This window comes from Bradyrhizobium barranii subsp. barranii (assembly GCF_017565645.3).
In the GTDB taxonomy this organism is placed as follows: Bacteria; Pseudomonadota; Alphaproteobacteria; order Rhizobiales; family Xanthobacteraceae; genus Bradyrhizobium; species Bradyrhizobium barranii.
The window spans coordinates 4,360,002-4,384,404 of record NZ_CP086136.1; the positions used below are offsets into that span (position 1 = coordinate 4,360,002).

The 24,403-nt window shown below is 64.0% G+C and carries 25 protein-coding genes and 2 pseudogenes; 10 read left to right on the forward strand and 17 right to left on the reverse strand.

Features of this window, described 5'->3' with window-relative positions; translation table 11 throughout:
* Nucleotides 1-21: 21 nt before the first annotated feature.
* The 6 genes from J4G43_RS20500 to J4G43_RS20525 form a co-directional block, all read right to left on the reverse strand.
* Complete coding sequence (locus tag J4G43_RS20500; protein ID WP_208086095.1) at nucleotides 22-1,308, reverse strand: M20/M25/M40 family metallo-hydrolase; 1,287 nt, start codon at nucleotides 1,306-1,308, stop codon at nucleotides 22-24.
* Between the two features lie 121 nt (nucleotides 1,309-1,429).
* Complete coding sequence (locus tag J4G43_RS20505) at nucleotides 1,430-3,031, reverse strand: TRAP transporter large permease (protein WP_166352235.1); 1,602 nt, start codon at nucleotides 3,029-3,031, stop codon at nucleotides 1,430-1,432.
* A complete protein-coding gene (locus J4G43_RS20510; RefSeq protein WP_014496195.1) occupies nucleotides 3,028-3,567 on the reverse strand; it encodes a TRAP transporter small permease subunit in 540 nt (179 codons plus the stop codon). The genes J4G43_RS20505 and J4G43_RS20510 overlap by 4 nt, the downstream gene beginning before the upstream one ends.
* Nucleotides 3,568-3,867: 300 nt before the next feature.
* Nucleotides 3,868-4,920 (reverse strand): GTP 3',8-cyclase MoaA, encoded by a 1,053-nt coding sequence (gene moaA, locus J4G43_RS20515; protein ID WP_071915174.1) that lies wholly within the window; start codon nucleotides 4,918-4,920, stop codon nucleotides 3,868-3,870.
* Nucleotides 4,921-5,051: 131 nt separating this feature from the next.
* Nucleotides 5,052-5,555, reverse strand: a complete 504-nt coding sequence (locus J4G43_RS20520; protein ID WP_208086096.1) for a hypothetical protein — start codon at nucleotides 5,553-5,555, stop codon at nucleotides 5,052-5,054.
* A 153-nt stretch (nucleotides 5,556-5,708) separates the two neighbouring features.
* Nucleotides 5,709-6,383: an HAD-IA family hydrolase gene (locus J4G43_RS20525; RefSeq protein WP_085404867.1), complete on the reverse strand. Its 675-nt coding sequence runs from the start codon at nucleotides 6,381-6,383 to the stop codon at nucleotides 5,709-5,711.
* 165 nt (nucleotides 6,384-6,548) lie between these two features.
* Between J4G43_RS20525 and rpiA the strand changes: the two genes are divergently transcribed.
* The 3 genes from rpiA to gor all read left to right on the forward strand — a co-directional run bounded on the left by rpiA (nucleotide 6,549) and on the right by gor (nucleotide 9,345).
* Nucleotides 6,549-7,274, forward strand: a complete 726-nt coding sequence (gene rpiA / locus J4G43_RS20530; RefSeq protein ID WP_208086097.1) for a ribose-5-phosphate isomerase RpiA — start codon at nucleotides 6,549-6,551, stop codon at nucleotides 7,272-7,274.
* A gap of 2 nt (nucleotides 7,275-7,276) precedes the next feature.
* Nucleotides 7,277-7,825 (forward strand): DUF2059 domain-containing protein, encoded by a 549-nt coding sequence (locus J4G43_RS20535; RefSeq protein ID WP_063984021.1) that lies wholly within the window; start codon nucleotides 7,277-7,279, stop codon nucleotides 7,823-7,825.
* Nucleotides 7,826-7,956: 131 nt separating this feature from the next.
* The gene (gene gor, locus J4G43_RS20540; RefSeq protein WP_208086098.1) at nucleotides 7,957-9,345 is read left to right on the forward strand and encodes a glutathione-disulfide reductase; all 1,389 of its coding nucleotides are present in this window, start codon (nucleotides 7,957-7,959) and stop codon (nucleotides 9,343-9,345) included.
* 39 nt (nucleotides 9,346-9,384) lie between these two features.
* Here the strand turns inward: gor and J4G43_RS20545 are convergent, their stop codons facing one another.
* The 3 genes from J4G43_RS20545 to J4G43_RS20555 all read right to left on the reverse strand — a co-directional run bounded on the left by J4G43_RS20545 (nucleotide 9,385) and on the right by J4G43_RS20555 (nucleotide 12,019).
* Entirely contained in the window at nucleotides 9,385-9,534 is a 150-nt protein-coding gene (locus tag J4G43_RS20545) for a hypothetical protein (RefSeq protein WP_208086099.1), read from the reverse strand.
* Nucleotides 9,535-9,607: 73 nt separating this feature from the next.
* Nucleotides 9,608-10,903 carry a DUF892 family protein gene (locus J4G43_RS20550; RefSeq protein ID WP_063984019.1) on the reverse strand — a complete coding sequence of 432 codons (1,296 nt, stop codon included), beginning with the start codon at nucleotides 10,901-10,903 and terminating at the stop codon, nucleotides 9,608-9,610.
* Nucleotides 10,904-11,011: 108 nt separating this feature from the next.
* Nucleotides 11,012-12,019: an alpha/beta fold hydrolase gene (locus J4G43_RS20555; protein WP_063984018.1), complete on the reverse strand. Its 1,008-nt coding sequence runs from the start codon at nucleotides 12,017-12,019 to the stop codon at nucleotides 11,012-11,014.
* A gap of 425 nt (nucleotides 12,020-12,444) precedes the next feature.
* On the opposite strand from J4G43_RS20555, the gene J4G43_RS20560 reads away from it, so the two are divergent.
* From J4G43_RS20560 to J4G43_RS20580, 5 genes are all read left to right on the forward strand, one after another.
* On the forward strand, nucleotides 12,445-12,984 hold the full coding sequence (locus J4G43_RS20560) for a hypothetical protein (RefSeq protein WP_208086100.1): 540 nt from the start codon (nucleotides 12,445-12,447) through the stop codon (nucleotides 12,982-12,984).
* On the forward strand, nucleotides 12,981-13,184 hold the full coding sequence (locus J4G43_RS20565; protein WP_063984017.1) for a hypothetical protein: 204 nt from the start codon (nucleotides 12,981-12,983) through the stop codon (nucleotides 13,182-13,184). The genes J4G43_RS20560 and J4G43_RS20565 overlap by 4 nt, the downstream gene beginning before the upstream one ends.
* Nucleotides 13,185-13,258: 74 nt before the next feature.
* Nucleotides 13,259-13,495: a hypothetical protein gene (locus tag J4G43_RS20570; RefSeq protein WP_208089616.1), complete on the forward strand. Its 237-nt coding sequence runs from the start codon at nucleotides 13,259-13,261 to the stop codon at nucleotides 13,493-13,495.
* 85 nt (nucleotides 13,496-13,580) lie between these two features.
* A complete protein-coding gene (locus tag J4G43_RS20575) occupies nucleotides 13,581-13,916 on the forward strand; it encodes a hypothetical protein (protein ID WP_063984016.1) in 336 nt (111 codons plus the stop codon).
* 28 nt (nucleotides 13,917-13,944) lie between these two features.
* The gene (locus J4G43_RS20580) at nucleotides 13,945-14,565 is read left to right on the forward strand and encodes a hypothetical protein (RefSeq protein WP_208086101.1); all 621 of its coding nucleotides are present in this window, start codon (nucleotides 13,945-13,947) and stop codon (nucleotides 14,563-14,565) included.
* A 59-nt stretch (nucleotides 14,566-14,624) separates the two neighbouring features.
* Here J4G43_RS20580 and J4G43_RS20585 read toward each other — a convergent pair whose 3' ends face one another.
* From J4G43_RS20585 to J4G43_RS20600, 4 genes are all read right to left on the reverse strand, one after another.
* On the reverse strand, nucleotides 14,625-15,764 hold the full coding sequence (locus J4G43_RS20585; RefSeq protein ID WP_208086102.1) for a hypothetical protein: 1,140 nt from the start codon (nucleotides 15,762-15,764) through the stop codon (nucleotides 14,625-14,627).
* Between the two features lie 347 nt (nucleotides 15,765-16,111).
* Nucleotides 16,112-16,333 carry a hypothetical protein gene (locus tag J4G43_RS20590; RefSeq protein WP_210387345.1) on the reverse strand — a complete coding sequence of 74 codons (222 nt, stop codon included), beginning with the start codon at nucleotides 16,331-16,333 and terminating at the stop codon, nucleotides 16,112-16,114.
* A gap of 26 nt (nucleotides 16,334-16,359) precedes the next feature.
* Nucleotides 16,360-17,586, reverse strand: coding sequence for a carboxylate-amine ligase (locus J4G43_RS20595; protein ID WP_208086103.1), 1,227 nt, complete (start codon nucleotides 17,584-17,586; stop codon nucleotides 16,360-16,362).
* A gap of 20 nt (nucleotides 17,587-17,606) precedes the next feature.
* Entirely contained in the window at nucleotides 17,607-18,437 is an 831-nt protein-coding gene (locus tag J4G43_RS20600) for a class II glutamine amidotransferase (protein WP_208086104.1), read from the reverse strand.
* Between the two features lie 203 nt (nucleotides 18,438-18,640).
* Here J4G43_RS20600 and J4G43_RS20605 point away from each other — a divergent pair, with 203 nt between their 5' ends.
* Nucleotides 18,641-19,237, forward strand: coding sequence for a hypothetical protein (locus J4G43_RS20605; protein ID WP_224581006.1), 597 nt, complete (start codon nucleotides 18,641-18,643; stop codon nucleotides 19,235-19,237).
* Nucleotides 19,234-19,719, forward strand: coding sequence for a hypothetical protein (locus tag J4G43_RS20610; protein WP_208086105.1), 486 nt, complete (start codon nucleotides 19,234-19,236; stop codon nucleotides 19,717-19,719). Before J4G43_RS20605 ends, J4G43_RS20610 begins: the two co-directional genes overlap by 4 nt.
* Nucleotide 19,720: 1 nt before the next feature.
* Here J4G43_RS20610 and J4G43_RS20615 read toward each other — a convergent pair.
* The 4 genes and pseudogenes from J4G43_RS20615 to J4G43_RS20630 all read right to left on the reverse strand — a co-directional run bounded on the left by J4G43_RS20615 (nucleotide 19,721) and on the right by J4G43_RS20630 (nucleotide 24,371).
* Nucleotides 19,721-20,349, reverse strand: a pseudogene (locus J4G43_RS20615) (FMN-binding negative transcriptional regulator).
* Nucleotides 20,350-20,599: 250 nt separating this feature from the next.
* Nucleotides 20,600-21,907: pseudogene (pdxR, locus tag J4G43_RS20620) on the reverse strand (MocR-like pyridoxine biosynthesis transcription factor PdxR); the annotation flags it as partial.
* 45 nt (nucleotides 21,908-21,952) lie between these two features.
* Entirely contained in the window at nucleotides 21,953-22,549 is a 597-nt protein-coding gene (locus J4G43_RS20625) for a redoxin domain-containing protein (protein WP_085404858.1), read from the reverse strand.
* A 64-nt stretch (nucleotides 22,550-22,613) separates the two neighbouring features.
* Nucleotides 22,614-24,371 (reverse strand): MOSC and FAD-binding oxidoreductase domain-containing protein, encoded by a 1,758-nt coding sequence (locus J4G43_RS20630; protein WP_208086106.1) that lies wholly within the window; start codon nucleotides 24,369-24,371, stop codon nucleotides 22,614-22,616.
* Between the last annotated feature and the right edge of the window lie 32 nt (nucleotides 24,372-24,403).

A 24,403-nucleotide genomic window follows, 5' to 3' on the forward strand; every position in this document is an offset into this window, starting at 1 on the left:
TCGAGCCCCGCGAGCGGCGGGCTATTTCAGCTTGCCCGTGGACAGGTCCATGATCATGCGCGTGGCCAGATAAAGCCGCGGCACGATGCTGTTGATCTGCACATATTCGGCATCGTTGGAGTGCGCGCCGAAGCCTGACAGGCCCATGCCTTCCACCACAGCGCCGCTGGTCTTGAGCGCGGCAAATGCGGCGTCGGTGCCGCCGCCGGTCGCCTTCTTGTCGACCTTGAGGGACAGTCCGATCTCCCCATAGATCGTCTTGCCGTAGGCCGCGACGCGGCGCGAGGCGTCGTTGGCCTCCAGCGGCGGGCGGCGCACCTCGAATTTCAGCTCGACCCTGGAGTCGGGCAGCAGGCGATTCTTGATCTTCTCCTGCAGCGCCTTCTGCAACTCATCGAAATCGGCGACCTTGAGCGCACGCGCATCGGCCTGGGCCGAGGCGTCGGCCGGGATCACGTTGCGGTTGGTGCCGGCCTTCGAGACCGTCCAGTTCAGCTTCAGGCCCTGCTCGGGCTTGGACAGGTCCTTCATCTGCAGCACCTGGTGCGAGAGCTCGTACAACGCGTTGATACCGCCCTCAGGCCGAGCGCCCGCGTGCGAGGACTTGCCATGCACCGTAAGATAGGCCGAGCCGATGCCGCTGGTGGCAAGGCGCAGCGTGCCGTCGGTGCCGCCGCCCTCGAACGAAAACACCACGTCCTGATCCGCGGCGAATTTGGTGATGGTGCTGCGCCAGCCGGGCGAGGAGATCTCCTCGTCGCCATTGGTGAGCACCGTGAGCGTGCCGTAATCCTTGAAATTGAGTTTCTGGAGCATCGCCACGGTATGGAGAATGAGCGCGACGCCCTGCTTGTCGTCAGCAATGCCGAGGCCGTAGGCCTTGTCGCCGTCGACGCGGAACGGCTGGTCCTTCAGCATGCCCTTCAGGTACACCGTGTCCATGTGGGCGATTAGCATGATCTTCTTGCTGCCGGTGCCCTTGAACACGGCGTGCACGGCCGGGCCGATTGTCTCGGGCGTGTCGTCGAGGCGATAGACGTCGGTGGGGTGCAATATCTCCACCGTGCCACCGAGCTGCTTGAGCTGGCCGGCAACGCGCTCGGCGATCTGGTTCAAGCCGTCGATGTCCTTGCTGCCGGATTCGATGCTGACGAGGTCGCGCAGCGTGTCGAGCAGCGGCTGCTGCTCCTTTTGCGCCAGCGCATGGACATCGCTCATCGGTTGCGCATGCGCAAACGTTGCGGCACATGCCAGCCAGAGCGACGCGATCAAGGGGGCGAGCGACGGAGCGGGGAGCGATCGGGACATGCGCGGCGGTCCATCAGTTGGAGGATGGCCCGGTATGCCCGTGTTTGCGGCGCTTGTCACGCGCGCGAGCGCGCGCGTCATGAACCGCCGAGGCGGAACATGACGACGATGGTTATGGCCGCTACTTCTGCGGCGGTCCGAGATCCAGCGGCGGCAGGTCGATCTGCGGCACCTCGATCTTGACCTTGTCGAGGTCGACGTTGAGCGGCTTGTCGAGCAGGCCCGTCACCGTGATCGGGAAGATGATCACGAGCAGCACCATGATCAGCTGCAGGCCGATCCAGGGGATTGCGCCCCAATAGATGTCGGAGCTCTTCACTTCCTTCGGCGCCACGCCGCGCAGATAGAACAGCGCGAAGCCGAACGGGGGATGCAGGAACGAGGTCTGCATGTTCACGCACAGCATCACGCCGAACCAGATCAGCGCCGCGTCCGGTCCCACCACCGGGGCGAGGACCTTCTGCGCGATCGGCGCGATCATCGGCAGGATGATGAAGGCGATCTCGAAGAAGTCGAGGAAGAAGGCCAGGAAGAAGATGAAGAGGTTGATGAAGATCAGGAAGCCCCACACGCCGCCGGGCAGCGAGGTCAGCAGATGCTCGAGCCAGACGCCGCCGGAGACGCCAAGGAACACCACCGAGAAGCAGGTCGAGCCGATCAGGATGAAGGTGACCATGCAGGTGAGGCGCATGGTGGACTCGTAGCCCTGCTTGATCAGGTCGCGCAGCTCGGGGATGCGTGCCGCCTGGATGCAGATCCACGCCACGGCGAGATAGGTGACGGCGAACGAGAGCCTGAAGACCAGATTCTCGGTGAACAGCATCGCGACGATGGTGCCGACGCCGGCGGCGATCACGCCGCCGATCAGGATCATGCGGTCCTTCGAGGTGAAGTCCTTGTGATGGATCGCGGCGAGCACGATGGCGCCGACCGCGCCCATCGCGCCGGCTTCGGTCGGGGTCGCGAGGCCCATCATCATGGTGCCGAGCACGACGAAGATCAGCACGGCCGAGGGGATGATGCCCATCAGGCACTTCTTCCACAGCGCCCAGCCGGTCAGCGTGCGCGCTTCCTTCGGCACCGGCGGCACGTGGCTCGGCTTGATCAGGCCGAGGATGAAGGTGTAGCCGGCGAACAGCATGATCTGGAACACCGAGGGGCCCCAGGCGCCGAGATACATGTCGCCGACCGACTTGCCGAGCTGGTCGGCGAGCACGATCAGCACCAGCGAGGGCGGCACCAGCTGCGTGATCGTGCCGGAGGCAGCGAGCACGCCGGTGATGTAGCGCATGTTGTAGCCGTAGCGGATCATCACCGGCATCGAGATCAGCGCCATGGCGATGACCTGCGCCGCCACCGTGCCGGTGATGGCGCCGAGGATGAAGCCGACGATGATCACGGAATAGCCGAGGCCGCCGCGGACCGGGCCGAACAGCTGGCCCATCGAGTCCAGCATATCTTCGGCTAGTCCACATCTCTCTAATATGGCGCCCATGAAGGTGAAGAACGGGATCGCGAGCAGCAGCTCGTTGGAAAGCACGCTGCCGAACACGCGGCCGGGAATCGCCTGGAGGAAGTTGAGGTCGAAGAATCCGAGATAAATGGACAGGAAGCCGAAGGATAAGCCGACCGCCGCGAGCGTGAACGCGACGGGGAAGCCGATCAGCATCGCCAGAACCAGGCCGCCGAACATCAGCGGCGGCATCATTTCCAGCGTAATCATTGGGTCGGCCTCTCGTACTTGGCGTCGATCGTCACATAGCCCTGGAGAGCCGCGATTCGCTTGATGACTTCGGAAACACCCTGGAGCGCCAGCAACACGAAGCCGGCGGGGATCACGAACTTGATGGGCCAGCGGATCAGGCCGCCGGCATTGCCCGACATCTCGCCGACGTTATAGGCCTGCATGAAGAACGGCCAGGACAGATAGGCGAGCAGGAGGCAGGAGGGGATCAGGAAGCAGAGCGTACCGATCATGTCGAGCCAGAGCTGGCCGCGTTCCGAGAGCGTGAGGTAGAAGATCTCGACGCGGACATGCTCGTTGCGCTTGAAGGTGTAGGACGCGCCGAACATCACCAGGATGGCGAACATGTACCATTGCAGCTCCAGCCAGCCGTTCGAGGAGTTGCTGAAGGCATAGCGGATCATGGCATTGGCCGCGCTGACCAGGCACGCCAGCAGCACCAGGATGTTACAGACGTACCCAATCTTTTCATTGAGGGCGTCGATGGCGTTGCTCACCGCCAGCAATGGACGCATCTTACTTTCTCTCCGTCGCCGTCGCGGCCCAACACTTTACGGGAGGCTTCAGCACGCATCGCCTGGCCGGCGTGCGAAAAGCACGCGACCGCACGGACAATATTCCGGAGCGATTGCGGCGTCAGTCCTCCCCTCGTGCCTTGCCGTCTTGACCGCGACCGCCAAAGGGGCGCGGCCGGCTTATTGCTGCCGGGCAAGCAAAGGCGGCTGCACCAAACCAGCGGGCTTGTGCGCCGTCAATCGGAAAATGGGCAAATTGACGCCGAGTCAAAAGCTTATGGCGGGGAGGGCGCGAATCCCTCAGCCGCCCGTGACGCTCATGTGCCTGGAGACGCTGGGGCGGTCGTGGCGGCGGTCGATGATGAAATCGTGGCCCTTGGGCTTCAGCCCGATGGCGCGGTCGATCGCATCCGCAAGCAGCATGTCGTCGTCAGATGCACGCAGGGGTTTGCGCAAATCTGAAGCATCCTCGTGGCCGAGGCAGGTGTGCAGCGTGCCCGTGCAGGTGATGCGCACCCGGTTGCAGGATTCGCAGAAATTATGGGTCATCGGCGTGATGAAGCCGAGCTTGCCGCCGGTCTCGGCAATGCTGACATAGCGCGCCGGCCCGCCGGTGCTCTCGGCCAGATCGGTCAACGTGAATTGCTGGGCGAGCCGCGCGCGCACCAGCGACAGCGGCAGGTACTGGTCGATACGGCCCGAGCCGATCTCGCCCATCGGCATGACCTCGATCAGCGTCAGCCCCATGCCCTTGCCGTGCGCCCAGCGCATCAGGTCGGGAAGCTCGTCCTCGTTGAGGTTCTTCAGCGCCACCGCGTTGATCTTCACGCCAAGCCCAGCGGCGCGCGCGGCTTCGATGCCCTCCAGCACCTTGTCGATCTCGCCCCAGCGGGTGATCTCGCGAAATTTCTTGGGATCGAGCGTGTCGAGCGAGACGTTGATGCGGCGGACGCCGCAATCGGCGAGCTCCCGGGCGTGTTTCGCAAGCTGGGTGCCGTTGGTGGTCAGGGTCAGCTCGCTCAAGGCGCCGCTCGAAAGGTGGCGGGACAGCGAGCGCACCAGCGTCATCACGTTGCGGCGGACCAGCGGCTCGCCACCGGTGAGCCGCAGCTTCTTCACGCCCTTGGCGATGAAGGCCGTGCAGAGCCGGTCGAGCTCTTCCAGCGTCAGCAGGTCCGCCTTGGGCAGGAACGTCATGTCTTCCGACATGCAATAGAAGCAGCGCAGATCGCAGCGGTCGGTGACGGATACGCGCAAATACGAGATGGTCCGCCCGAACGGATCGGTCATCGCGCTCGACAGCGCGTCGCGGGGGCTCGCTGCTGCGAGAGGGCTCGCGGAAGGTCCGTTCATACCAGATGCCTTGCCAAATGCCTTGTCACTTACGGCGACGGGCGCACCTTTGCTTCAGTGGTGCTCTGGAAGCAATCTAAGCATCGGACGCGGTTAGGACAATCGGGTGGTATACGTAATCAGCGCCTGGATCAGCGCTTTCCTGCGTTCGGATCGGGAAACGGCGAGGCCGCCACCGCAGCAGGTGCAGCATCCGCAGGGGCCGCAGCGGGTGCGGCATCCGCAGGCGCCGCGGCGGCTGCGGCCGGCTTCGGCTTCTTCGGCCGGTGCGGCTTCTTCACAGGCTTGGGCGGCACTGCCGGCTGGAGTTCCGCGAACACCGGATTCGGGTCGGCGGTGACCGAGGCGGGCGTGGTGAAATCCCCGGGATTCTTGATCACGTTCACCGGCACGCTGGCCGGCTGATATTTCGGCAGCGCGAAAGCGACGGTGAACGGCGCGTCGGGGGCGGGAACCGAGACGGAGCAGGGGGTCTTGCAACCCGCACCCAGCGAGGTCGTGGCGTCAGCCCCTGGAGGATTGGATTCGAGCCGGACCTGGACGGTCGGCGGCGCCGATTTGAACATGTCCCAAGACATCGAGGAGCAGCCACCAAGGCTCGCTCCCGCTAGCGCAATCGCGATGACACGACGCATGACCACCCACTTCTAACTGCGACGAACCGCCACATCCCCGGGCGAACCTACGAGCGTCGTTCCAAGCAAGCAACCGGCGCGCTGCGCATAGTTAATAGATGGTTAACGCAGGGTTCCGTAGAATATGCCAGTTATCTCAGAGGCTTGTGGCTCCTAGGTGGTCATCAGGCTGTGGGCCGCGGCCGGCAGGTCGCGCATGTGATGGATCAGCCGGTCCGGCTTCAGCTCGGCGATCGGCACGTCCGTATAGCCGAAGCTGACCCCGATCACAGGCACCCCGGCGCGCCGGGCCACGCCGACGTCGGTTCCGGCATCGCCGACCATGATGCTGGCTTTGACCGCTCCGCCGGCGCGCGCCACGGTCTCGCGGAAAATGGTCGGATCGGGCTTCTGGACGCCAAAGGTGTCCGCGCCGCAGATCGCGGCAAAGCGGCGGGTGAGGTCGAGCTGGTCCAAAAGCCGCTTCGACAGCCATTCCAGCTTGTTGGTGCAGACCGCCAGCCGGTGGCCCTGGGCGGCAAACTGGTCGAGTGCGGCCTCGAGCCCCTCGAACGGACGGGATTCGACCGCGATATGGTCGGCATAATAGGCGATGAAATCCGCCGTCATCCGGTCCATGTCAGCCGGCGTGACCATGCGGCCCTCAGCCTCCAGCCCTCGTTCGATCAGCTTGCGGGCGCCGGCGCCGATCATGTTGCGGGCCGAGGCCATCGGCACGGGCGGCAGCCCTTCGCGGTCGAGCACGAAATTCAGCGCGGTGATCAGGTCGGGCGCCGTATCCACAAGCGTGCCGTCGAGATCGAAGACGAGGGTGTAAGGGGAGGTCATGGTCCCAGCGCTATCGGGCCGGCCGGATCGGCGCAAGGGCCGAAGCCATAAGTTCACCTTATAAGATCGGCCCGGAGGCCTGTTCCGGCAGGAAAAACGAGGCTACATAGGCCGCCGCAAGCAACCTATCGGCGGCACACTCTAAAATTCAGGGGCGGGCGCATCGTGAACATGGACCAGTTGAAGCGGCAGGCTGCGGCGCGCGCCCTCGAGGAGGTGCGTGACGGCATGCAGCTCGGGCTCGGCACCGGCTCGACCGCCAAACATTTCGTCGAGCTGCTCGGGGAGCGCGTGCAGGCCGGGCTCAAGGTGATCGGCGTACCGACCTCGGAGGCGACGCGCCTCGACGCCGAGCGCTGCGGTGTGAAGCTGACGACGCTGGACGAGATCGATCATCTCGACCTCACCGTCGACGGCGCCGACGAGATCGATCCCGACTTCAACCTGATCAAGGGCGGCGGCGGCGCGCTGCTGCGCGAGAAGATCGTGGCGGCCGCCTCGGATCGCATGATCGTGATTGCCGACGACAGCAAATGGGTGCCGACGCTCGGCCGCTTTCCGCTGCCGGTCGAGGTCATCCCGTTCGGGCTCGGCGCGACGCGCCGCGCGATCGAGAAGGCATTTGCCGAATGCGGCGTTTCCGGGCAAATGGCGGTCCGCAAAGCCAAAGGCGGCGACAAGGATGGCCACGTTTTCGTCACCGATGGCGGCCACTGGATTCTCGATGCTCAGCTCGGACGTATCGTGGATCCGCCTGGCCTCGCCAGGGCGTTGAGCTCGATCCCCGGCGTGGTCGAGCATGGCTTGTTTATCGGCTTGGCCAGCTCTGCCGTTCTGGCGGGCGGCGAGGGAATTCGCGTGATTGAACGGCGTAAGCCGAAAGGAGACTAGGAATGAAGAGCGTATTGAGATTCTTGCCGGCCGCGACGCTTGCTGCTGGACTGGCCGTCTTGGCGGTCCCGGCGATCGCGCAGCAGGCCGCGCCGGCCCAGAAGGCTGCTCCCGCGCCCGCCCCGCCGAAAGCCTCGCCTGCGGCGATCGCGGCGGCCAAGGAGATCCTGCAGATCAAGAACGCCACCGCGATGTATCAGGGCGCCGTGCCTGGCATGGTCGAGAAGACCAAGATCACGCTGATCCAGCAGAATCTCAACTACCAGAAGGAGCTCAGCGAGGTCGCGCCGATCGTGGCCCAGCAGCTCAACGGCCGCCAGAACGAGATCGGCGAAGGCATGGCGCAGATCTATGCCAGCGAGTTCACCGAGCAGGAACTGAAGGACCTCGTCACCTTCTACAAGTCGCCGCTGGGCAAGAAGCTGATCGACGCCGAGCCGCGCGCCATCGGCCTCAGCATGGCCTTCATGAACTCCTGGGCTCAGAACTTCTCCGAGACCGTGATGGGTGCCTTCCGTGCCGAGATGCGCAAGCGTGGCAAGGAAATCTGACAGTGCCTATCTGATCAGAAATCCCTAAAGCGCGTCATCGCGCTTTAGGCTGTTATTTGCGCATGGTCCTATCGGAGAACCGCTGCACACGTCTCCGGATCATGCGCTGAAAGAAGAGGTCGGAGTGGACAATGGCTGAATTCGACGTCGACCTCTTTGTCATCGGTGGCGGCTCGGCCGGCGTGCGTGCCGCCCGCATCGCGGCCGGCCACGGTGCGCGTGTGATGATCGCGGAAGAGTACCGCATGGGCGGGACCTGCGTGATCCGCGGCTGCGTGCCGAAGAAGCTGTTCGTGATCGGATCGCATGTCCGTCACGAGCTGGAAGATGCCGCCGGTTTCGGCTGGACCGTTCCGCCCGCGACCTTCGACTGGCCGACGCTGATCGCCAACAAGGACAAGGAGATCGCGCGGCTGGAAGCGGCCTACACGACGAATGTCGAGAAGTCGGGCGCGCAGGTCGTCAAGAGTCGCGCGGTGATCGAGGACAAGCACACCGTCCGCCTGCTCGAGAACGACCGGAAGATCACCGCAAAATACATCCTGATCGCTACCGGCGGCGCGCCCAACCACGGCGCCTCGATCCCCGGCATCGAGCACGTGATCTCCTCCAACGAGGCGTTCCATCTGAAGAAGTTGCCGAAGCGGATCGTGATCCAGGGCGGCGGCTATATCGCGCTGGAATTCGCCGGCATCTTCGCCGGCTACGGCTCCGACGTCACCGTGATCTATCGCGGCGACAACATCCTGCGCGGTTTCGACGAGGACGTTCGCGCCCACGTCCGCAGCGAGATGGAAAAACAGGGCATCACCATTCTCACCGGCTGCACGGTGGCGAAGGTCGATCGGCACGGCGAGGAATTCACCACGCACCTGTCGAACGGCTCGAGCCTTGCTTCCGACCAGGTGATGTTCGCCATCGGCCGCCATCCGTCGGTCGCCAATCTCGGCCTGGAGAAGGCCGGCGTCGCCATCAACCCTGACAATGGCGGCATCGCGGTGGACCATTTCTCGAAGAGCTCGGTCGACAGCATCTATGCGATCGGCGACGTTACCCACCGGCACAATCTGACGCCGGTTGCGATCCGCGAGGGGCATGCGTTTGCCGACACCGTGTTCGGCAAGCGCGAGGTGCAGGTCGATCATTCCTACATTCCGACCGCGGTGTTCTCGCAGCCGGAGGTCGGCACGGTCGGTCTGACGGAGACCGAGGCGCGTGCGCAATTCAGCCACGTCGACATCTACAAGACGACGTTCCGGCCGATCAAGGCGACCATGTCCGGCCGCGACACCCGCGTGCTGATGAAGCTCGTCGTCGATGGCTCGACCGACCGCGTGCTCGGCTGCCACATCGTCGGCGATTGCGCCGCCGAGGTCACCCAAGTGGTCGCGATCGCGGTGAAGATGAAGGCGACCAAGGCCGACTTCGACGCGACGATCGCGCTGCATCCGACCGCGGCCGAAGAGCTCGTCACCATGCGCACGCCGACGGCGCGGCATGTACGGCAGGCGGCGGAGTAGGACCGGCCTTTAGCGCGACCTCAAAGCACTGAGATCACGTCACGTCATCTCCGATATCTTGCCCTTGCCCTGGCAGGACTCGCATTTGACCGGATAGATCTTGCGGCCCGGGTGCGCTGGCTCCTTGGACTTGGGAAAGCCGGTTCCGTTGCACAGCGGGCAGGTATGTTCTTTGATCTTCGGGGGCATGCTAGATCCTTTCCGGCTGTGGTGGCGCAGCGGCCCCTGCAGGGGCCGCCTTGCCTTGTGGTCAATGGTTGGCCTAGCCTCCGGCGGGCTCATCCTCGGCGAAGGTCTGCTCGATGGCGGCGGGCATCTTCGCAACCGACATCAACGAACGTGCGACCTGATTGAGCAACTGGTCCGCGTTCTCTTCCTCCGCCAGATTCTTGGAAAGCAGCGCGACGACGGCGGTGTGACGCAACTGCTGCGCCAGGTTGCGGGCGGTCGCGTAGCCGGCAATCTCGTAGTGCTCGACACGCTGTGCCGCACCGATCAACGCGAGATCCGCGGCGGCATCGTCCTTCCTGGCGCCCTCCTTGATCACTTCGTCGCCTTCCTCGACAAGCCCCTGCATGCCCTTGCAAGCCTTGGCGCGCGGCTTCTTCCCAAGAAGTTCGAAGCACTCGTCGAGACGCTCGATCTGCGCTTCGGTTTCGGCCAGGTGAACGGTGAACAGCTCGGAGAGCTGGTCGTAGCGGGCAGCCTCGATCATCTGAGGCAATGCCTTGGTCAACTGCTTCTCCGCGTGCAGGAGATCCCGCAGCTGATCGATCAGCAGGTCGTCAAGGCCAACGGACGGTTCCGATGGCGAGCTCTCGGCAACGATGGAAGGCGCTGCGCCGGGATCGCCGCTCTGGAGTGCCGGTGATTCCATGAACACCCAGTCCTCGCCTTCATTCCAGGGACCTCTTGTGTCGATTTCTCCATTGTCGCCGGACCCTGTCGAATCGTTGAAGAACTGGTCCACGAGACCGGGCGTCGGAGCGATGCGGCCGATGCTGAACGTGGGCTTGTTCATGCTTTCCAGCGCGCGTGAGAACGCCTTCATGTGGGTGATTTCCCGTGTCATCAGGAATTGCAAGGCGTCCTTGGTGCCGGCGTCATCACAGAAATTGATCAGGCGCTCATAGACGATCTTGGCCCGAGCTTCTGCGGCGATGTTGCTGCGCAGATCGACGTCGAGTTCTCCGGTGATCTTGAGATAGTCCGCCGTCCAGGCACTGCCTTGCGAGTTGAACAGATTGACACCGCCGCCTCCGGCAATCGCGATCAAGGGATCGGCTTCCGCCGCTTCGCGATCGAACTTCATGGGCTTCAAGTGCAGCCGCGCGAGCGATCCGACGACCTCAAGGTGGCTCAACTCCTCGGTTCCAATATCCATGAGGAGATCCTTACGGTCGGGATCCTCGCAGTTGAGACCCTGAATGGAATACTGCATGGCGGCCGCAAGCTCGCCGTTGGCGCCACCGAATTGCTCCAGCAGCATATTGCCGAACCGGGGATCGGGCTCGTCGACCCGGACTGTGAACATGAGCTTTTTGACGTGATGATACATGGAAAGACCTTTGACTACAGGAGATACCGGGGCCAACTGAGCGCTGTGTTGGACGTTCCTAATTCGGATCGTGCCGCGACCAGATGCTTCTCGGGAGAATCAGGTGGCTCAATGCAGCGTTTCCGCCGCGGCTTCGTCGACAGCGGCCATCAGGTCAGCCGTATCCGATTGCTGGATCATGTGACCCGCATTCGGGACGCGACGCATCTTGCTGTGCTTGATCTCGTCATGCAGCCTGCCGGACTGTTCGTCGATGTCGATGAGGCGGTCGTCCTCGCCGGCCAGGATGGTGACCGGCATGGCCAATTCGCCGTAAGTCTTCGCCGACAGCATCGCAGAAGGGACCATCAACGCCGCTTCCGCGGCACCCGCACGAAGCTGCGACGGGCGCACCGCCAGTGATTTGGGGAAGCCGTCGAATTTTTCCGGGACGGATTTGGGCCCGAACAGCTGCCGCAGCATAGTCGGCCACATCAGGCGGCTGAGGATCGGCGAGATCGTGTGACTGAGGATGTCGCCAAACCCTGGTATCGCCGGCCCGGCCATCGCCATCATCGCGTCGGTGCGGGCCGTCGGGAAATAATAGCCCGACGCCAGTATCAAGGCTTCGACCAATGAGGGGTGCCTGCTTGCCAGGGCGATCGCAACCGATGCGCCCCAGGAATGTCCGAGCACGATCGCCTTGTCGACGCCAAGGTGCGCAAGCGCGTCTTTGAAAAGGTCGGCTTGGGCGGCCGGCGTCCACACCACGTTGCGCGGCCTCAGACTGTGCCCGAAGCCGGGACGGTCGAACACGATGACCCGATAGTCCTTGGCTGCAAGATCGATCAGGCCACTCGACTCGAAATCCTGGATCATGCTGCCATTGCCATGGAGCAGAACCAGCGGGCGTCCGGACCCGCGCTCGACATAGTGCAGCCGAACACCGTCGATGTCGATGAACCGCCCTTGGGGCGGATTATCACGCTGCGCCTTGTCGGCAAGGCGCCGATTGACGAACGCGGCCGCTGCGAGCAGGCCGGCCGTCGCGGCAATCGTGGAGGCCAAGGGATGTTCTGCGAGAGCATGAAGGGCCGTGGCCGCCAAAGATGGCGAACGTTTTTTCAGTATGCGCATGTGACACTTTCGCTGACTGCGGCCAGCTGTTGGAGAGTGGGGAAGGGACGCTTCCGCATTGACGCCCTTGGTCGCATCACGACCGCGATGGCGCCGGATTCTTGCTGGAGGAGATTTCCGTGCGTCGCGGGTGCGGTTCGGAGACCGGATCAGCACCATCGAGCAGGGATCGATTTCGCCTTCTTGGGACCCGGAACAGTGCTGGTCCGGACCTCCCGGCATGCGCATTCACGGATCATGTCGTGCAGACGCAACAGGAGGGACGGAGAGATGTTCCTAATCCGATGGAGAGATGTTCCTAATCCAATGGATGCAGCCCGCAGTCGGCCATTGACGTAGATCGGAGGCAAAGGCGTGGTTTCTCGGGACCGCGCACTGGTGAATGTCATTTGCGACACCATATCCAGGATATCACCCGCACAGACATGACAGGCGCCGGTGACAGAGAGACGCTGCCGCGCTCCCGCCACAACCGGAGGCGCGCATTGAACGTTATCTCCTATCCCCTGCATCTCTGCCGCAAGTTCGATCGCCGCTGGAGCGCGAAAGCGGTTCAGGACGAGACACAGCAATCCCCGTCACAACGGCCCAACGGCTGTACCGCCTGCGGGCGAATAGTGGCGGCTCCCTTGCATGCGACCTACTTGCCCACCGGGAACTTCGTCAATCAGTGGCGGTGCCCTGTGTGCAAGAACTCCTGGCAGACCTCTGCCGATGCCACGAGCAGCACTGATATCCAATTGAGCCAGTCCGAGCATCTTCGGCAGAATGCCGGGCACTGCCTGACGCTGGAAGACACCGCTGCCAACGACGCGGCGCGCAAGCAGTTCAGGAGCATGGGCGATGCCTGGCTCGCTCTCGCGGAGACGCAGGAGTGGCTCGATGGCGCGACGCCGCCGGTCTCGCGACCGCAGCCGCAAAGCGCTGATTTGATTCCGATGCCAACGCAGGGGCGTTCGTCATGAATGAGAAGCGCAACCGCGTGCGTCAGGCGGATTCACTTGCCGAGCGTCTCGCAGCTGATGCACTGAGGCTGCGTGAAGAGGCCTCGCACCTTGAACCCGGCCCAGAGCGGGATGCGCTGCTGAGCAAGGCACACCGGAACAAGATGGCTGCCGATATCAACTCCTGTCTGACCGCTCCGGGACGCCGCTTGCCTGGATAGCCAGCGCAGATCTCGAGCCCGAGCTTTCACCGTTTGCCGATAGTAACGAACCACCAAGGGTCCGATTGAGACCCATGGACGATTTGGCGTGGGCAGCACTGCCGGGTCTGACGCAGGCAAACGGTCGACCTTTCCCCGGAATGCAAGGACCAGATGACATGGATCGAGACAAGAGCGGCCGCATCGTTGAGACTGCGCTCGAAGCGCGCCAAGGCGAGCTCGGTCCCAGCGTGTTGATGCTGCTGGGTGTGAGTGTGGAACTTGCAGTCATCCTCATGGTGATGACGTGGATGATATTCTTCAGAACCTGAGCGTGAAGGAGATGTCAAAGCGCGAGACGTAGGAACTAAAGCTCTGATGGGGGCTTGGATCACTCCTTAGACACTGGAGACCATCATGAAGCGCCCATCGTTTATCGTTTGCATTTCTTTATTCGCGGCGGCCACCGCCTTCGCAGCTGCTCCGGCCTCGGCACAAAATCCACCGGCGCAGTCCGGACCGAACAACAGCGCGGTCAACAGCGCGGGGCAAAACAACTCCGACGCTCCTGTCGCAGGTCGCAACAGTTTCACCGAAGGACAAGCCAAGTCGAAGATCGAGGATGCCGGCTACGCCAACGTCACCGAACTGAAGAAGGACGACAACGGTGTTTGGCGCGGCCATGCCAGCAAGGGTGGATCTGCCACCGCGGTCAGCGTCGACTTTCAAGGCAACGTCAATTCGGCCAAGTAAGCCATTAAGCAAATAAGAAGGACACACAATGACCATTACAATTTCTCGTCTTTACGACAACTACAGCACTGGGCAGCAGGCGGTTCAGCGTCTCGAAGCTGCCGGCGTGCCGCATTCGGACATCAGCATCGTCGCCAATAATTCGGACAGCTGGTTCAACACCGACAAGAAGGTGGACCGTGACCGCGATGGCGTCGACGATCGCGCCGAAGGTGCCGGCAAGGGCGCCGGCATCGGTGCGGGCGTGGGTGGCACTGCCGGCCTTCTCGCCGGTCTCGGCCTCCTCGCAATCCCCGGCCTCGGACCCGTCGTTGCGGCCGGTTGGCTCGCCGCGACCGCGGTCGGCGCGGCCGCCGGAGCCGCAACCGGCGGTGTCGTCGGAGCGATGACTGAGGCCGGCATTTCGCGGGAAGATGCGGACTCCTATGCCGAGGGCGTGCGTCGGGGAGGCACGCTGGTGTCGGCGCGGGTCGCAGATGCCGATCGATCCCGCCTTGACGCAGTCCTGAACGAGTCGTCGGTCAATTTGCGTGACCGCAGCGCCGCCTGGCAGAAGACCGGATGGAAGTCGTTCGATCCCGCCAGCAAGCCCTACGGTGCGGACGAAGTTCGCAAGGAGCGGCAGCTCTACGGTGGATCAGTGCGTTAAGGATCAATGCGCCAATGAGATCGCGACGGCCCGCTTCGGCGGGCCGTCTTTTCGTGCGGCTACGCGTACAGATATCCAACCGGCTTGCCCTCGGTGCGCAGGGGGCGGATGTCCTTCTGCGTGATGATCTGGCCGGCGAGGCCGTCGATCTCGTCGCGCTGGGTCGGCGTCCAGCTGCAAAGGTCGTTCATGCCCTTTAGAAGACCGAGGCGGAGCACTTGCGTGTTCTCGCCGAGGCCGACGAGGCTGATCGAGCTCTTGCCCGCCGTCACCACATCGCCAGCCGCAAGCTCGATCGCCTCACCGGCCTTGTTCTTGAATTCGGCCGTGCCGCGAATGACGCGGTAGATTGCGACCTCGCCTTTGGCGAAACAGCTGGCGTCTGCTGCCGTCGATGTGCTCTTCGGCAGGAGTGAATGGCCACGCGGGTCGGTTGCGATGATGTGGCCGGTGACGAGATGGCCGCTCGGCACTTCGATGCCGATGTCGCGCACGTACACCGGCATGGCCGATTTGATCGGACCGTCGACGAGCGGCTTGAACAGCGCGTCCAGCGCGAGTGGGTCCTGAAGCCAGAAGCCCGCGCCGGCCGGCCGGTTGTGCAGCGGGTGGCTCCAGGCCACGCGCGGTGTCTCGGCCTCGTTGATCTGGTCCGGACCGACGATGGTCGGGTTCGGAAAGGTCGTCGGATCGGTCACGAAGGCTTCGAGGAATTTGCCGGAGTAGCCCATCGAGATCGGGTCGGGCACCACGGTCTGCGGCGTCTTCAGGTTTTCTTCGGTCGACAGTCCCGACCAGGTGTAGAACAGCTGACGGTGGACGATCGCGCTTTGCAGCATCACCGCGCCGGGGCCGACATTGTAGAAGCGCCCGTCGTAGTCGAAGGTGAAGGCGCCCGAGGTGACCAGCACGAGCTGAAAGCCGCCCGGCGGAAGATGAAGATGGAAATCGGTGGGGCCGGTGTCCGGGCGGTAGATCGGGAGGTTCGTCGCGACTTCGTGCAGGAGGAAGGTTTCGTTGTTGGCGTGGAAGCCCTCGTTCGCGCGGTTGTAGAGGGCTTGCGGCCGGTACGTCGGTTCGAACTTGGCATTCCTGTCGCGATCGATCGCCACGAAATCCTGAGCGTTGAGGCGTAGGGGTGCGCCGTTCGGATGGGTGAGGCCGGTAAATTTGAGATCGCCGGCGGCATGCACGTTCATGGCACTCTCCGATCTTTGCCGCTCACCCGGTCTCCGGGCGCACGCATCTTGCTGCGCCAATTCGTGGGAGCAGGGAATCAGGCCTGACGCTGCCTTGCGAATTCTGGGCCAGTCGAGATGCAGCACGATGCGGGGGCTCGGCGGCCCCGCACGGCGCGATGAAAAATCGAGATTGCACCTGAGGTTAGGCGGCGCGTTAGGCTGGCCTGCCTGGGCCTCATCGCCGAACCCTCAACCCCGACGACGGGGCGCGGTTTGTCAAATTTGTCGGCAAGCCCCGGCGCGGGCGTGCAGCCGCGCAGGTTGCGTCGATCAGCAAAGGCCGGCGGCAGGGCATGTGAAACCGCTCATTCGATCGGCTGACGTGTGATCCGCTCGGGCTTGCCGATCGGGCTGTCCGCCCACTTCGCCATGTCCATCGTTCGCGCGTCGATGCCTTCGCACCAGAGGCAGCTGAGCTCCGCGCGGCCCTTGGCCGAAAGCAGCGGTACAAGTCCGTGGCCGCAGCCAGCGCAAGGCGTGACGCGATTCACGCGTTCCTCCACGATCACCGAATTCAGGAACGACATTGTCGTTCGCCAAGCTTGCGCGGGCGCTATGACGGCGCACGAACGCTTCCGATCGGAGCGCTCGCGCCCGAGATCGTCGAGGCTGCGATCCAGCGCGAGACCGCCCCGATGTCCTCCGCATTCTCGCGATAGGCGCGAAGCTGGAATTCCGCCGAGCTGCCGCGCTCCACGATGGTCCGGCAGTGCTCGACCTCGGCGGCGCAGTTCAGCGCGGCTGCGTCCCCGGCGACGTCGTCGATGATCCGGGCCAGCAGCTCCGAGATGGTGACCGGCCCGTCTTTCGAGGCAAAGATGCAATCGGTGCCGTAGCGCTGGGCCCGCCATTTGTTCTCGACCGAAATCGCGCGCTCGACCGCCGTGACCTCCTTCGACCGATGCGGCCGCAGATAAAGATGGCGCGTCAGGCAGCGATAGAGCGAGGCGATGGCAACGGCGTCGTCGATGAAGGTGCAGGTGTCGGGCGCGCGAAGCTCGAGGGTCGGATGCCTCATGGACGGCCGCATCGCCCACCAGATATGGCTCTCGTCGGGAATCACGCCGGAGCGTTGCAGCGCGCCGACATATTCGTCGTAGTCGTGCCTGGTTTCGAACAGTTCGGGCAAGCCGGTGCGCGGCAGCTCGGAATAGGCGGCAAGCCGGTAGCCCTTTAGCCCGGTCTTGTGGGAATTCCAGAACGGGGAGGAGGCCGACAGCGCGATGAACAGCGGCAGATGCGGCAGCATCGCCCGCATCACCGCCATCCGCTTCTCGGGATCTGGCAACTGGACGTGCACATGCATGCCGCACATCATGTTGCGGTGGCCGATGCTGCGCAGATCCTCGATCATCTCCTCGTAGCGCGGCTTCGGACTCGGCTGCGACATGCGCCAGACCGCGGTCGGATGCGTGCCGCAGGCCATGATGACGAAGCCGTATTGCGCGGCGACGTTGGCGACCTCGCGACGGAGGAACCGCAGCTCTTCCCGGGCGTCATTGACATCGACGTGAACGTTGGTGGCGACCTCGAGCTGGGATTGCAGCATCTCCCGCATCGCCTGGCCGCCGGTGGACCAGTTCACCGACTCGAACAGGGCGTTGGGCGTTTCGATCGCGACCTCGAAGCTGCGGCGATCGGCGAGGAAGTATTCCTCCTCGATGCCGAAGGAATATTCAGCCGCCTTGCCGTGTCCGCCGGCAGAGCGGATGACGAGGTGCTGCTTGTCGTCGGAGGAATCGAGGCGCAGCAGTTTCAAAACGTCCGAAGCAAATGTCATAGGGCCACCCGGCAGTGGTATTACCTGCGGGCAATAATCCGCCTGACCCGGGCCGGTTCCGCGTCGGCCTCACTGGAAATTGCAAGGTCGAACGGAACAATTTTCAGGGTTTCGGATGCGCGCGCGACCAGCGCGTGATTCGGCGGCACTTCCGTCCAGTCCGTTTCCTTGTCGAACGGCTCGGACACGACGACGACCTGGCCGCCGCCGGCCTCGCGATAATAGAGCGTGTTGGCGGCATCGTTGACCGCGACGCGAAACGCATAGAGATCCCGGCCGTTTGCGATCGCGCTGGTGAAACGCAGGCGCTCACGAAGCACGCCCTCGTTGACCAGGCTGACGAGCGATTGCAGCACGGTTTGCGTTGCGCCAAGGGGATCGCCGTCGAGTCCCGCGCCCATCATGGCGAGGAACACGGCTTCCGAATCGGTCGTGCCCAGCCGCGAGGGGTAGTAGGCATCGGGGATCAGCGCCTCGATCTTGCGCCGCAGGCGATTCCAGCTGCCGACGAAGCCGTTGTGCATGAACATCCACTGGCCGCAGGAGAACGGATGACAATTCTGCCGCGTCACCGCCGTGCCGGTGGCGGCGCGCACATGGGCGAAGAACAGATGCGAGCGCAGATGGCGGCAGAGGTAGCGCAGGTTTTCGTCCGACCAGGCCGGACGTGTCTCGCGGTAAAGGCCGGGCTCCGGATGCTCGCCATACCAGCCGAGACCAAAGCCGTCGCCGTTCGAGCCCGCGGTGGATTGCAGCGAGCGGATGCTCTGCGCGATCAGCGAATGCTCGGGCTCGGTGACGTAAGGCTCGAACGAGGTGGTCTCGCCCCGGTATGCGATCCAGCGGCACATGCGGCCTTCCTGTCAGGATGTGGCGTAAGGTTCACCAACAAGATCGCCTGTGTTGGGTTCCCCGGCGATGTGTTCTGCAAAGTCCGGATCATTTCTGCGGCGTGTTTTAGACGTTCATTTACCCTGCATTGCGGGAACCCGCGCGTTAATACATCTCTTAACGCCGACACGGTTAGGTTGCGCGCAAATTTTGAGTGCGCATCATGAGCCGATTTGTTCTTTTCACCTGCATGGCGTTCGTCTCCACGTTCGTGGGCGTCTCCTGGGCGATGCGCGGATTTCCGGTGTCGCACGTTTCGCTGGTCGGTGAATTGAGGCCCACGCTCAGTTCCTCGTTCGGCGATGAGCATTCAAAGGCCAAGCAGCGGAAGGATTGGGAAGCGGAGCACACCCTGCAAAGCGACAAGGACCCGAAGCAAGACGCACTGCGGATGGACGCATTGCAGGCAAGCACCGCTTACGCGATGTCGCCGTGCGACGACACCATGAAGGCGAACCTGAGGGCGGCTACGGAGGCCTATGCGCGGGGCTGGGTGAAGATCTACGACTGCCCAAATCCGAGAATGGGCATGTTCTGCAGTGAAGAGAAGCGCGATCGGGCGAACGCCGCGTATTCCACGCCGCTGGACGTTCGCGTCAAGGCGCAGCTGGCCGAGGCGTTCAAACAAAAGGGCATCGTCAAGGAAGACTTCCCGGAGGATATCCGCGACGTCGTTCTCTGGTTCACCGGGCCTGGTATGTTGTTTGATCCGTCTCCGGTATGCCTGCCACGGCAGCAGGCGTCGGCGAGCTTCAAATGAGCCGCGCCTGGTTCATCGTCTGGGCGCTTGTCATCTGGCAGGTCGCCGCCTGGGCATTCGCTCCGCAGAAGACAGCCCAGCAACCAGCAGCACCGGTCGATGGTCCGGGCTATGGCTCCAACGAAGAGATATTCGTGGACGGTCGCGCGGGCTTGCGCCGCGAGACCGCTCTGGCGTTCGAGCGCCCTTATGGATCGCGTTGCGCGGGAGAGGGGCGGAAGCAATTCGTCACCCATATCGACTACTACTATTATCGTCGTCAGAACGACATGGAACACTACCCCAAGATTTTCGGGAAAGCCGGGGCAGACTACATCGCCAAGCAATGGTCGACCGGAGACGACAAGCGCCTCGAACGCCTGACGCAGGAAGCCTACGCGCAAGGCTATCTTGCCCTATCGGATTTCGGTGACGTCGGGCGCAAACTGGCGGAAGCCGTTGTCAGGGGCGAGCGCGTCACCGCGCATTCCTGCGCAAGCTGACTCAGGTTGGCAGCGGGATCAGCGCTGCGACCTCGCGATCGCCGTGGTTCTCGCTTGCGGCGAGACCCTGCGCGACGCCGACCCGATCGGCCTCAGGGCGGTTCTGGCTCATCTTGCGCTTACCTTCGAACCGCACCACGGGGATGCGCACGCCGACGATCCCTCGCAGCTGCGCGGCGATGAAGTCAGCGGGCGCGTCACTGACCGCCCACGGCTTTGCGCGCGCGCCTTCGTGCTTTTTGGTCAGCCGCGTCACGGCCTCGAGCAGGCGCTCCGGCTCCTGGAAGAATTCCACCGGACCATAGGCGTGCACGGCGACGTAATTCCAGGTCGGCACCACCTTTTCCGTCTCTTGCTTGGTCGCATACCAGGACGGCGTCACATAGGCGTCGGGGCCGTTGAAGATGGCGAGCGCATGCCGATCGGCGGCAGCTTCCATTGCGGGTTGGCCCTGGCGACATGGCCATAGAGCACGCCGTGCTCGCCTTCGCTCTCGTCGAGGAAGAGCGGCAGGGGCGTTGCGACCGGGCCCTCGGCGGTGGCCGTCACCAGGCTGGCGAGGCGGGCACCGCGGATGGTCGCGCGGATGTTCTCGATGTCGTCGTCCTTGAATGCCGGGGGGATGTACATGGCGTGTCTCCGTTCTTGATGCGGAGATAGCCGGAATCTGGCCTATATGAAACGGCCAGTTCTGTGTGATTTGATCAGTCCAGTTCGGCGGCGGCCTGGGCGAGGAGCTTGCAGCCTCTCTCGATCTGCGCGATCTCCAGCGCCGAATAGCCCATGACGAGACCGACGGTCTTCCGCGTCCGGCCTGGCGTCCGGCTTGGGCCGACCAACAACGCAGAGACGGATAGATGCCGACGCCTTTCGCGCGAGCCGCCTGGATCAATGCATCCTCGCGCTTCTGCGGCAGATCGTCGAGCCACGCCACTACGTGCAGGCCCGCCGCCGTGCCCTCGATCCGGACACGATCTCCGAACCGGCGGCGCAACGCGCCGATCAGTGCCTGCTGACGCTCGGCGTTGCGCCGGCGCACGCGCCTGACGTGGCTGTAATAGGCGCCGCTTTCGAGCATCGAAGCGAGCGCGTGCTGTTCGATCAGCGGCGTGTGCCGGTCCATGATCTGCTTGGCGGCCGCGAACAGGGATCGCAGCCCGGTGGGCACGACCAGGTAGCCGATCCGCAAGGTCGGGGAGAGCGTCTTGGAGACGGTGCCGAGATAGATCACGTTGTCGCTGCCCTCCAGCGCATGCAGCGGCGGAATCGGTCTTGTGTCGTAGCGATACTCGCTGTCGTAATCGTCCTCGATCACGTAGGCGTCGTGCTTGCGTGCCCATGCGAGCAATTGGTGCCGGCGTCCGATCGGCATGACGCCGCCGAGCGGATATTGATGCGACGGCGTCACATAGGCGAGCCGGGCCTCGATGCCGTCGAGCCGCGCTGTCTCCAGTCCGTCCGCGTCAACGGGGATCGGCACCGTCTCGGCGCCCGTCGCCGCGAGCGTGTGCCGCGCCATCTGGTAGCCGGGATCCTCCATCACGAAGCGGTCGCCGGCATCGAGCAGGAGGCGCGCGCAGATGTCGAGCCCCTGCTGCGAGCCGTTCACGACAACGATCTGATCGACCTCGCAGCGGACGCTTCGCGATCGCCACAGATAGCCCTGAAGCGCGGTCCGCAGTCGCAGCGCGCCGCAGGGGTCGTCATAGGCGAGCCGCTCGGGCTTGCGCGCCATCGCGGCCGTCACGGCCTTCTTCCATGCCAGCACCGGGAAATCCGACGGCGAGAGCTCGCCATAGCGGAAGTTGGCGATGAGCCCGCGCGGCGGCTCGATCCAGCGCGGCGGGTCCGACCGCAGCCGCTCGCCGAAGGCCGACAGCTGTACCTTGCGCGCCGAGGGCCGCGATGCGGCGCGCGCGCGTCCGCGTTCGACGACGGCGCGGGCAACCCGCGGCCGCGCGCCATGGCGGGTCTCGATAAAACCTTCGGCGGCGAGCTGTTCATAGGCGACGGTCACGGTCGAACGCGCCACGCCCATCTCGCCGGCAAGCGCCCGCGACGACGGCAGCAGGCCGTCGATGCCGTAGACCCGCGTCAGAATCTGATCCCTCAGGGCTTCGTAGATCTGGCGCGCGCCCATGCGGCCGGCGCGATCGCCGGGAGTCGTCTTCATCTGGACCATCCACATTCCTGGCTCGGCATTCGTCCGAACGGACGAAGCCGGAATGTGGTTCTAGTCCCGTTCGCCGAGAGTTTCGACGTAAGCCTTGCCGTAGGGATAAAAATGCTCCTTGTGGCCTTGATCCCAGAGGGCCTTCAGCCCGGGCGCGGTGATGTCCCAGTCCGGACGGCAATTCATGCTGACGGCTCGGAGATCCTGGCGCAGTTCTTCGACGGTCGGGCGTCCGAAGAACCAGTAGCCGTTATAGATCTTGTGAACGCGCAGGCCGGGCTCCAGCACGATGACATGCGGGATCATCGGATTGTGGACGGGATCGGTGTATTCAGCGATGTCGAGATCCTTCTGAACGATCCGCCGCGAATCCGACAGGAAAGGCCAGTGCGCCCCGACGCCGCTGCGATATTCGTTGGTCTGGGTGATGTTGTCGGTGGTGATCGTGACCAGCCGGCAATAGCCGACCTCCATCTCGCGATGGAGTTGCAGCAGGCCTTCGGCCTGGCGGCGGTCCTTCGGACAGAAGCCGCCGCGGCCGAGAACGAGCACCATCGGATCGCCACCCTGGAGCTCGGAGAGCTTTCGGTGCTTGCCGGTGTGGTCGCTGAGCTCGTAGTCGGGGAAGGTTACTCCCGGCATCATGTCAGGTCGCATTGAACTCTCCCATATCTTCGAACTCTCGCATGTCTTCTCGCATGTCCGGCGTGAGTGCCGACACTCACAGATCGATCACGACGTCGCCCTGGGGCCGTGAACAGCAGATCAGGACATTGCCGTCCGCCGGTGCGTCAAGCGGGTCCGGCGCGTAGCTGACAGATCCGGCCACGAGCCCGCTCTCGCAGTTGTGGCACACGCCGGTCCGGCACGACCAGCGCACGGGAACGTCGCAGGCTTCGGCCAGCTCGAGCAGGCTGGCATATGATGGTCCCCAGCAGACATTGAGGCCGCTGCGGGCGAACGAGACCATCGGACCCGGGCCGGTTGCGCCGGCCGGCAAGTGCGCCCGCTTCTGCGGGGAGGACGCTATGCCGGGTGTCAGGGATGGTCCCGCGCCGAACATCTCGGTGTGAACGCGATCCGCTGCGACGCCGAATGCGGCAAGCCCGCGCGAGAGATCGGTCATGAACGGTGCCGGCCCGCACAGATAGAAATCGCCGTCTGAGGGGACGCCGAGGGTTTGAAGCACCCGGAGGTCCATACGTCCGATCGAGTCGAAATCCACATCGAGACGATCGCCCGGATCGGGCGCGCTGTAGCAGACATGGCTGTGATGGTGGGCCAGCCCAGTCAACAATCCGCGCGCCTCGGCGGCGAACGCATGTTCGCGACCGTTGCGGGCGCCGTGCAGCCACCAGACCTCTCGCGTCGATGCCTCCGCGGCGAGCGCGTGCAGCATCGCAAGCACGGGCGTCACGCCGATGCCGGCACTTAGCAAGACGACGGGCCGCGCATCTTGCCGTAGCGTGAAACTTCCGCGTGGCGCGCCGATCTGCACGGCGTCGCCAATTTTGACCTCGTCGGCGACATATTGGCTTGCCGCGCCGTGGGCTTCGCGCTTGATGCTGATGCGCCAGGACGGGGCATCGGAACGGCTCGACAGCGAATAGCTGCGCGTCATCGCCGGTGCCGTGGAGGTGCCGAGCCGCACGACGACGAATTGCCCGGGCAGGGCGGCGGCGACGGGATGTCCGTCTGTGGGTTCGAGGATCAGTGACGTCACGTTGCCGCTTTCGGCGATCTTGCGCGCGACGCGAAACGGTCGGAAGCCGCGCCAGGCCGGAGGCGGGCTCGATGCCGGGCCGAGCCCGGCGTTTCCCGCCGTCGTGTCCTTGCGCTGCTGCTCGAGCAGCGCCTCGAAGGAATGACGCCAGCCGCCGCTCAGCGCCGGAATTTTCAGCGCGCGCTCCAGGCGGTCACGCGGGTGAGGGGGCAGATAGAGCAGCGCATTGATCTCGGACACGCTCATGCGTTCGGGGCCGTCAGCGACCCGGACGATCTCGTCGCCGGCCTCAACGTCGCCTTCCTCGATCACCCGAAAATAGAAGCCGGGCCGGCCGTGCCTGACGAGCAGCGCGGCCATGTCCGGCTCCTCCATGCGAATCCCCAGCCGGTAACAGGTGACGCGCGGCTGCGTCACCTCGAACAGGGCAGAGCCGATTTTGTAACGGTCTCCGATGCAGACGTCCCTGTCGGCGAGGCCCTCGACGGTAAAATTCTCGCCGAATTGACCGTGGACGAGGTTCGCTCGATCGAGGTGCTCCTGCCAGTATTGATAGGACTCCCGCTGGTAGACGTAGACGGCGCGCTGCTCGCCGCCATGACCGGCGGTATCGCCCTGTCCATCGCCGTCGATGTTGAGCCGGCGCACCCTGCGCGGACCACTGACGGGCGTCTTCCAGACGCCGGTATAAACGGTCTTGCCTTGCCACGCGATGTCGCGCGGCAGGCCGACGTTGACGGAGAGCAGACGGGCCATGGGGTTCCCCGGTGTGACGGGCGCGGCTCTGG

What these genes read in the sequence shown, in the direction of transcription:
- J4G43_RS20605 (WP_224581006.1), top strand. Translation starts at nt 18,641, where the DNA reads ATGAGCCGATTTGTTCTTTTCACCTGCATGGCGTTCGTCTCCACGTTC.
- J4G43_RS20535 (WP_063984021.1), top strand. Translation starts at nt 7,277, where the DNA reads ATGAAGAGCGTATTGAGATTCTTGCCGGCCGCGACGCTTGCTGCTGGA.
- J4G43_RS20560 (WP_208086100.1), top strand. Translation starts at nt 12,445, where the DNA reads ATGACAGGCGCCGGTGACAGAGAGACGCTGCCGCGCTCCCGCCACAAC.
- J4G43_RS20505 (WP_166352235.1), bottom strand. Translation starts at nt 3,031, where the DNA reads ATGATTACGCTGGAAATGATGCCGCCGCTGATGTTCGGCGGCCTGGTT.
- J4G43_RS20590 (WP_210387345.1), bottom strand. Translation starts at nt 16,333, where the DNA reads ATGTCGTTCCTGAATTCGGTGATCGTGGAGGAACGCGTGAATCGCGTC.
- J4G43_RS20510 (WP_014496195.1), bottom strand. Translation starts at nt 3,567, where the DNA reads ATGCGTCCATTGCTGGCGGTGAGCAACGCCATCGACGCCCTCAATGAA.
- moaA (WP_071915174.1), bottom strand. Translation starts at nt 4,920, where the DNA reads ATGAACGGACCTTCCGCGAGCCCTCTCGCAGCAGCGAGCCCCCGCGAC.
- J4G43_RS20545 (WP_208086099.1), bottom strand. Translation starts at nt 9,534, where the DNA reads ATGCCCCCGAAGATCAAAGAACATACCTGCCCGCTGTGCAACGGAACC.
- J4G43_RS20625 (WP_085404858.1), bottom strand. Translation starts at nt 22,549, where the DNA reads ATGCGACCTGACATGATGCCGGGAGTAACCTTCCCCGACTACGAGCTC.
- gor (WP_208086098.1), top strand. Translation starts at nt 7,957, where the DNA reads ATGGCTGAATTCGACGTCGACCTCTTTGTCATCGGTGGCGGCTCGGCC.
- J4G43_RS20550 (WP_063984019.1), bottom strand. Translation starts at nt 10,903, where the DNA reads ATGTATCATCACGTCAAAAAGCTCATGTTCACAGTCCGGGTCGACGAG.
- J4G43_RS20525 (WP_085404867.1), bottom strand. Translation starts at nt 6,383, where the DNA reads ATGACCTCCCCTTACACCCTCGTCTTCGATCTCGACGGCACGCTTGTG.
- J4G43_RS20595 (WP_208086103.1), bottom strand. Translation starts at nt 17,586, where the DNA reads ATGACATTTGCTTCGGACGTTTTGAAACTGCTGCGCCTCGATTCCTCC.
- J4G43_RS20500 (WP_208086095.1), bottom strand. Translation starts at nt 1,308, where the DNA reads ATGTCCCGATCGCTCCCCGCTCCGTCGCTCGCCCCCTTGATCGCGTCG.
- J4G43_RS20520 (WP_208086096.1), bottom strand. Translation starts at nt 5,555, where the DNA reads ATGCGTCGTGTCATCGCGATTGCGCTAGCGGGAGCGAGCCTTGGTGGC.
- J4G43_RS20555 (WP_063984018.1), bottom strand. Translation starts at nt 12,019, where the DNA reads ATGCGCATACTGAAAAAACGTTCGCCATCTTTGGCGGCCACGGCCCTT.
- J4G43_RS20585 (WP_208086102.1), bottom strand. Translation starts at nt 15,764, where the DNA reads ATGAACGTGCATGCCGCCGGCGATCTCAAATTTACCGGCCTCACCCAT.
- J4G43_RS20630 (WP_208086106.1), bottom strand. Translation starts at nt 24,371, where the DNA reads ATGGCCCGTCTGCTCTCCGTCAACGTCGGCCTGCCGCGCGACATCGCG.
- J4G43_RS20565 (WP_063984017.1), top strand. Translation starts at nt 12,981, where the DNA reads ATGAATGAGAAGCGCAACCGCGTGCGTCAGGCGGATTCACTTGCCGAG.
- J4G43_RS20570 (WP_208089616.1), top strand. Translation starts at nt 13,259, where the DNA reads ATGGACGATTTGGCGTGGGCAGCACTGCCGGGTCTGACGCAGGCAAAC.
- J4G43_RS20580 (WP_208086101.1), top strand. Translation starts at nt 13,945, where the DNA reads ATGACCATTACAATTTCTCGTCTTTACGACAACTACAGCACTGGGCAG.
- J4G43_RS20575 (WP_063984016.1), top strand. Translation starts at nt 13,581, where the DNA reads ATGAAGCGCCCATCGTTTATCGTTTGCATTTCTTTATTCGCGGCGGCC.
- J4G43_RS20610 (WP_208086105.1), top strand. Translation starts at nt 19,234, where the DNA reads ATGAGCCGCGCCTGGTTCATCGTCTGGGCGCTTGTCATCTGGCAGGTC.
- J4G43_RS20600 (WP_208086104.1), bottom strand. Translation starts at nt 18,437, where the DNA reads ATGTGCCGCTGGATCGCATACCGGGGCGAGACCACCTCGTTCGAGCCT.